A 4,861-nucleotide genomic window follows, 5' to 3' on the forward strand; every position below is an offset into this window, starting at 1 on the left:
CTGCGCGCCGCCGCGCGTGCCGAGTTCGATGGTAGTCGCGGTCTGTTGGGCCAGCACACCCGCGGTCGTGTCGTTGAACTGGGCGAGGATCGGCGGTTCGAAACTGCGGCTCACGTTGCCGAACAGTTGCGCGCGCTCCGCTACCTGCCACACCAGCCCGAGCTTGGGGCTGACGCCGAAATAGGTCTCTTCGATGCGGTTGTCCGGTGTGGCGGGGTCGCTGAAATCAAAATCAGTCCCGCGCGCCCATATCCAGCCGGTCTTCATCACCGATCAGCCATGTATGTTGCAGATCGGCGCGGTAGCGGTCGAAGTTGTTGCGCGAACCGAACGATTCGAAAAAATCGCTGGCCTGACCCGGATCGTCCTCCAGCTGGGCTTTGGTCAGCGCGCCCGGAATCTCCTGGTCGCTGTGCTCGGCGCTCGCATGCAGCCGGGTTTCGGCCCGCTCGCCGTGGCTGTAACCAAGATTGCCGTAACAGCGCGTGCTGTCGGTCTCGGCGTGCTCGCGAAACCCGTCGCCGTACTATCCCGACAGCGACGCGTAGTAGTCCCAGTGTTCGTCGAGCACCTTACCGCTCGCCAGTTGCGGGCGCAGATACCCGTCGCTGCCGGCCTCCAGGCGACCGCTGAGCGCCGCCGCCGTGTAACTCGTGTGCGTGGCGAAGTTGATCGCGCCGTCCATGGTGGAGGCGCCGTATTGCAGCGCGTTGGCGCCGCGATAAACTTCTATGTAGCGCGCCGTCAAGGACTCGACCAGTTGCGAGTGAAAGTCGCCGTCGGCCTCCGTGATGGGCAGACCGTTGCGCAACAGGCGCACGCCTCTGATCGCGAAATCCTGCGAGATGCCGGAGCCGCGTATGGACAGCCGATTCTCGTCGCTGCCGAAACGGTTCTGTGCGTAAACGCCGGGCGCGAACGATAACACCTGCTCCAGGTTACTGGTGGAGCTCGTTCGCACGCTCGCGGCGTCGATGAGCGTGGTGCCGCCCGGCACTCTGTTCAGCTCAGTGGCGGCTTCGTCCATCGGGCGTGAGGTTAGCGCGGTCGGTCCGCGCTCATCGACTCTGATTTCGGGTAGCGTTATCGCCTGCTCTGCGCGCGGATCGCCGGCGTGCTCCACACGAGGCTGCGCATGCGCTATGGCGACGCTCAAGCACAGAGCCACGGCGGCGATAATGGCAACGTTGCGGCGCTTCCTGTAACGCATAAGCAACTGATTCATATGAAACAATTCGTGCGCGATGGAATCGGTTCTCACGTCTTGTAAACGCCGTTTTCGATGCCGTTGCGCACGTTGACACCCTCGGACTCGCGGCAAACAAACCGGCGCCCGCGGATCGCCATGTCGCGCCGGGGGCAATTATCGCCAAGCCGCGGGCGGGCGACGACATGACAAAATGTCGTATGCCGATGAGTGAGAATCGCGAGACAATATGCGATTGAATCCCGCCACACGGAGGCGTCGTGTTTGCTCAAAGTACGGTCTGCAACGGGCGGCGTATCGAACGCCACCTTGCGCTGGCTTTATGTTCTTCGAAACGTCGCGATCGCGGGTCAGGCGCTCACTGTCGCGTGGGTGCATTACGGTCTGGCGATGTCCTTGCCGCTGGCGGCAATGGCCTCGGTAATCGGCTCGCTGGCGATATTTAACGGGTTCGCGCGCTGGCGCCTGGCGCGCGCGTTTCCCGCCAACGATGTCGAAATCTTTGCGCAGCTCAGTGTGGACGTGGCCGCGCTGACCGCGTTGTTATATTTAAGCGGCGGCGCCAGCAATCCGTTTGTATCGCTGTATCTGCTGCCGCTGGTCATAGTCGCGATCACGCTGCCGCTGATCTATACCGGCGTCATGACCGCGCTGACCATCGCGGCGTATACGTGGCTTATGTTTGAGGCCGTGCCTTTCCCCATGCATCATGGGCGGGTGAGCGATTTCGACCTGCACCTGCTGGGGATGTGGTTCAATTTCGTGTTGAGCGCCGCGCTGGTGGTGGTATTCGTCACGCGCATGGCGGCGGGTTTGCGCGAGCGCGATCGCCAGCTTGCCGCCGCCCGCGAAGAGAGTCTGCGCAGCGAGCGCATCGTCGCGCTGGGCACCTTCGCCGCCGGCGCAGCGCACGAGCTGGGCACGCCGTTGTCGACCATGGCGGTGCTCGCCAAAGAGCTGCAACGCGACTGCGCGCGGCTGCCAAACGTGGCGTCGGATCTCAAGTGTCTGCGCGAACAGGTCGGTATCTGCAAACGGATTCTGACCCGTTTGGTAGCAGCTTCGGGGCATGCGCGCGCGGAGGACGTAAAAGCGATTTCTATCGAGGCTTTCCTGCGTGAGCTACTAGATCAGTGGCGCGTCATGCGCCCTGCGCCGACGATCGCGGCCGGCCCGATGCTGGCGCAGACCATCACCAATCTGCTCAACAACGCGGCGGATGCATCGCCCGACGTAGTGGAAGTGAAAAGCCGCTGGAGCGCAACAGAATGGTCCATCGAGATACGCGATCGCGGCGCCGGCATCCTTCCTGAGGTTGCGCCGCGCGCGGGTCACGCGTTCGTCACTACCAAGGCGCCGGGCGAGGGGCTTGGCGTGGGCCTGGTGCTCGCCAACACTACGATCGAGCGTCTGGGCGGCAGGATCCGGCTGTTCAACCGCGATGGCGGGGGCGCGCTTACGCAGGTCAGCCTGCCGCTCGCCGCGCTGGCCTGTTAGCCGCATGCACGACGATCCCGGACAAGCCGCGCCGGCGTTGCTGCTGGTGGACGATGACCCAACCCTGTGCCGGGTGCTTGCGAAGGCGCTGGAGAATCGTGGATTCGCGGTAATCATCGCGCATGATGTTGACACGGCGGCGTGCGCGGCGCGGGACATCACGCCGGACTACGCGGTGCTTGCTCTCAAGCTGCCGGGGCCGTCCGGTTTGTCGCTGATTGCCGAACTTAAATCACTGAACGCCGGCATGGGAATACTGGTGCTGACCGGCTATGCCAGCATCAGCACATCGGTGGAGGCGATCAAGCTCGGCGCGACCCATTATCTCGCCAAGCCCGCCGACGCCGACGAAATCGTGGCGGCCTTGCATAATCAGGCGGGCAACCCCGGCGTGCCGGTGAGTACGCAGCCGATTTCGTTGCGAAGACTTGAGTGGGAACACATCCAGAGGGTGCTGGCCGAGAATAACGGCAACGTGTCGGCGACCGCCCGCAGCCTGCGCATGCATCTGCGTGCCCTGCAGCGCAAGCTGATGAAAAGACCGGCGCGGGATTGATGGATGCTGGCGTCTTTGCGGTCGGAATCTCACCATTGTCTTTTCACGTTGCGGCTTGATGACATCAATTGCCGAACGCGTACCGCAAACGCTGGATGCGCGCGATAACCAGGTAATCGAGCAGCAGGACGATCAGCAGTGACGCACCCAGCAGCGGAAAGATAACCGCGCAGATCAGTGTGATGGCCGTTACCGTTGCGGGGATACGGAACGCTGGTGGCAGCTCGGGCGCACCGAGTTTTCCGCGTGGCCGCCGCTGCCACCACATTACCAACCCGGTTACCGCGATCAGAACCGTCAACAGGCAGACCAGCACACAGATAAGCTGGTTGATGAGGCCGAATTGCCGGCCCACGTGCGTCATCACGCCGAATTCCACCGCCTTGCCGAGTGCGCTGTATTTATCGAACGACAGGTCCTGCATGACCTGTCCATCACGCGGATGTACATAAAGCGTGCGCTGTTCCTGGGCGCGGTCAGGCACCCAGCTGAGCCGCCACAGCTGAGTCTGGTCTAGCGGAAAATCGATCTTCAGACCGGGCTTCATAAGATCCTGCTGACGCGCGACCTGCATGACCCGAGGCAATTTAATGCCATTGCCCGCAGTGCCGCTAGCGTACGGCACTGTTGCATGGCGGACAGCCCACGGAATAGTCGTGTCATCGTGATGCGCGTGGCCGCCTGCAGGCTCCGCGCCCAATGCGGCCAGCGAAGGCGGGGCGGAGAAATTAGGCGAGGGTGTGGTCATGTGCGAAACCGTGCCGAGTTTGGCGAGCTGCTCGCCCCAGAATCCCGCCCACGGGAGACCGCTCAGGATCAGAAAGCCGACGAAGATCGCATTCCAGAAAGCGGGTACGGCATGCAGATCGCGCCATAGTGGACGTCCCTTCAAACTGAGCCGTGGCACCAGCGTGCCGAGCAATCCTGCTTGACGGGGCCACCAGAGATAAACACCGGTGATCAGCAGCACGAACGCCCAGCAGGCCGCGACTTCCACCAGCGTATCGCCAACGCGGCCCAGCATGAGCTGGCCGTAAATCGTGGAGACGATTGTCATCAGACAGAAATCGCTTTGCAGACTGCCGAGCACGCGCGCGTCGCAGGGGGTGGTGAAAACCGCCCGTTCCTCCCCCGACGGGATACGCAGCGCCCATTCCGTCGATCCTCCGGACGGTTCGGGCAGGACCACGCTGGTCACACGTGCCGCAGGAAACGCCGACTCGACCGATGTCTGCTGTGCCGCCATTCTGGTTCGGCGCGTTGAGGCTGCGCCACTTCGGCCCGCGTCCGCTGATCGAGGATGGCAGCCAGGAATCCGATTCGACGAGTCTGGTGAATATGAAAGCGGGCTATCGATTCACGGATCGAATTGCGGTCGAGCTCGACGTTTTGAACCTGCTGGATTCGCAAGACGACGACATCACCTATTTCTACGCCTCGCGCCTGGCCGTCGAACCAGCCGCGGGTATCGAAGACGAACGCTTCCATCCCGTGGAACCGATCACCGCGCGGCTGTACGCGACCTGGCTTTTCTGATCCGTCACGCAAGCGATCAGTTGACGCCGCTGACCCTGTTACTGATACGTCTCCCCGTCGTGTTC

Annotated in this window: 6 protein-coding genes; 3 read left to right on the forward strand and 3 right to left on the reverse strand. The window is 62.6% G+C overall.

The features are described from left to right. Positions 1-270: TonB-dependent receptor (locus tag H0V34_02615; GenBank protein MBA2490629.1), on the reverse strand; the 270-nt coding region annotated here is incomplete at its 3' end. 256 nt (positions 271-526) lie between these two features. Next, positions 527-1,261, reverse strand: a complete 735-nt coding sequence (locus H0V34_02620) for a TonB-dependent receptor plug domain-containing protein (GenBank protein ID MBA2490630.1) — start codon at positions 1,259-1,261, stop codon at positions 527-529. A 336-nt stretch (positions 1,262-1,597) separates the two neighbouring features. Here H0V34_02620 and H0V34_02625 point away from each other — a divergent pair, with 336 nt between their 5' ends. After that, the gene (locus tag H0V34_02625; GenBank protein MBA2490631.1) at positions 1,598-2,704 is read left to right on the forward strand and encodes a HAMP domain-containing histidine kinase; all 1,107 of its coding nucleotides are present in this window, start codon (positions 1,598-1,600) and stop codon (positions 2,702-2,704) included. 4 nt (positions 2,705-2,708) lie between these two features. Beyond that, positions 2,709-3,260, forward strand: coding sequence for a response regulator (locus tag H0V34_02630; protein MBA2490632.1), 552 nt, complete (start codon positions 2,709-2,711; stop codon positions 3,258-3,260). A 64-nt stretch (positions 3,261-3,324) separates the two neighbouring features. Here H0V34_02630 and H0V34_02635 read toward each other — a convergent pair whose 3' ends face one another. Continuing rightward, positions 3,325-4,506, reverse strand: coding sequence for a PepSY domain-containing protein (locus H0V34_02635; protein MBA2490633.1), 1,182 nt, complete (start codon positions 4,504-4,506; stop codon positions 3,325-3,327). On the opposite strand from H0V34_02635, the gene H0V34_02640 reads away from it, so the two are divergent. Continuing rightward, positions 4,488-4,796, forward strand: a complete 309-nt coding sequence (locus H0V34_02640; GenBank protein MBA2490634.1) for a TonB-dependent receptor — start codon at positions 4,488-4,490, stop codon at positions 4,794-4,796. The two genes, H0V34_02635 and H0V34_02640, sit on opposite strands and share 19 nt — an antisense overlap. The last annotated feature ends 65 nt before the right edge of the window (positions 4,797-4,861 follow it).

The sequence above is a fragment of the Gammaproteobacteria bacterium genome (assembly GCA_013696315.1).
Classification (GTDB): domain Bacteria; phylum Pseudomonadota; class Gammaproteobacteria; order JACCYU01; family JACCYU01; genus JACCYU01.

Coding starts and splice junctions, on each gene's coding strand:
- H0V34_02625 (MBA2490631.1), top strand. CDS start 1,598: ATGTCCTTGCCGCTGGCGGCAATGGCCTCGGTAATCGGCTCGCTGGCG.
- H0V34_02630 (MBA2490632.1), top strand. CDS start 2,709: ATGCACGACGATCCCGGACAAGCCGCGCCGGCGTTGCTGCTGGTGGAC.
- H0V34_02640 (MBA2490634.1), top strand. CDS start 4,488: ATGTCTGCTGTGCCGCCATTCTGGTTCGGCGCGTTGAGGCTGCGCCAC.
- H0V34_02635 (MBA2490633.1), bottom strand. CDS start 4,506: ATGGCGGCACAGCAGACATCGGTCGAGTCGGCGTTTCCTGCGGCACGT.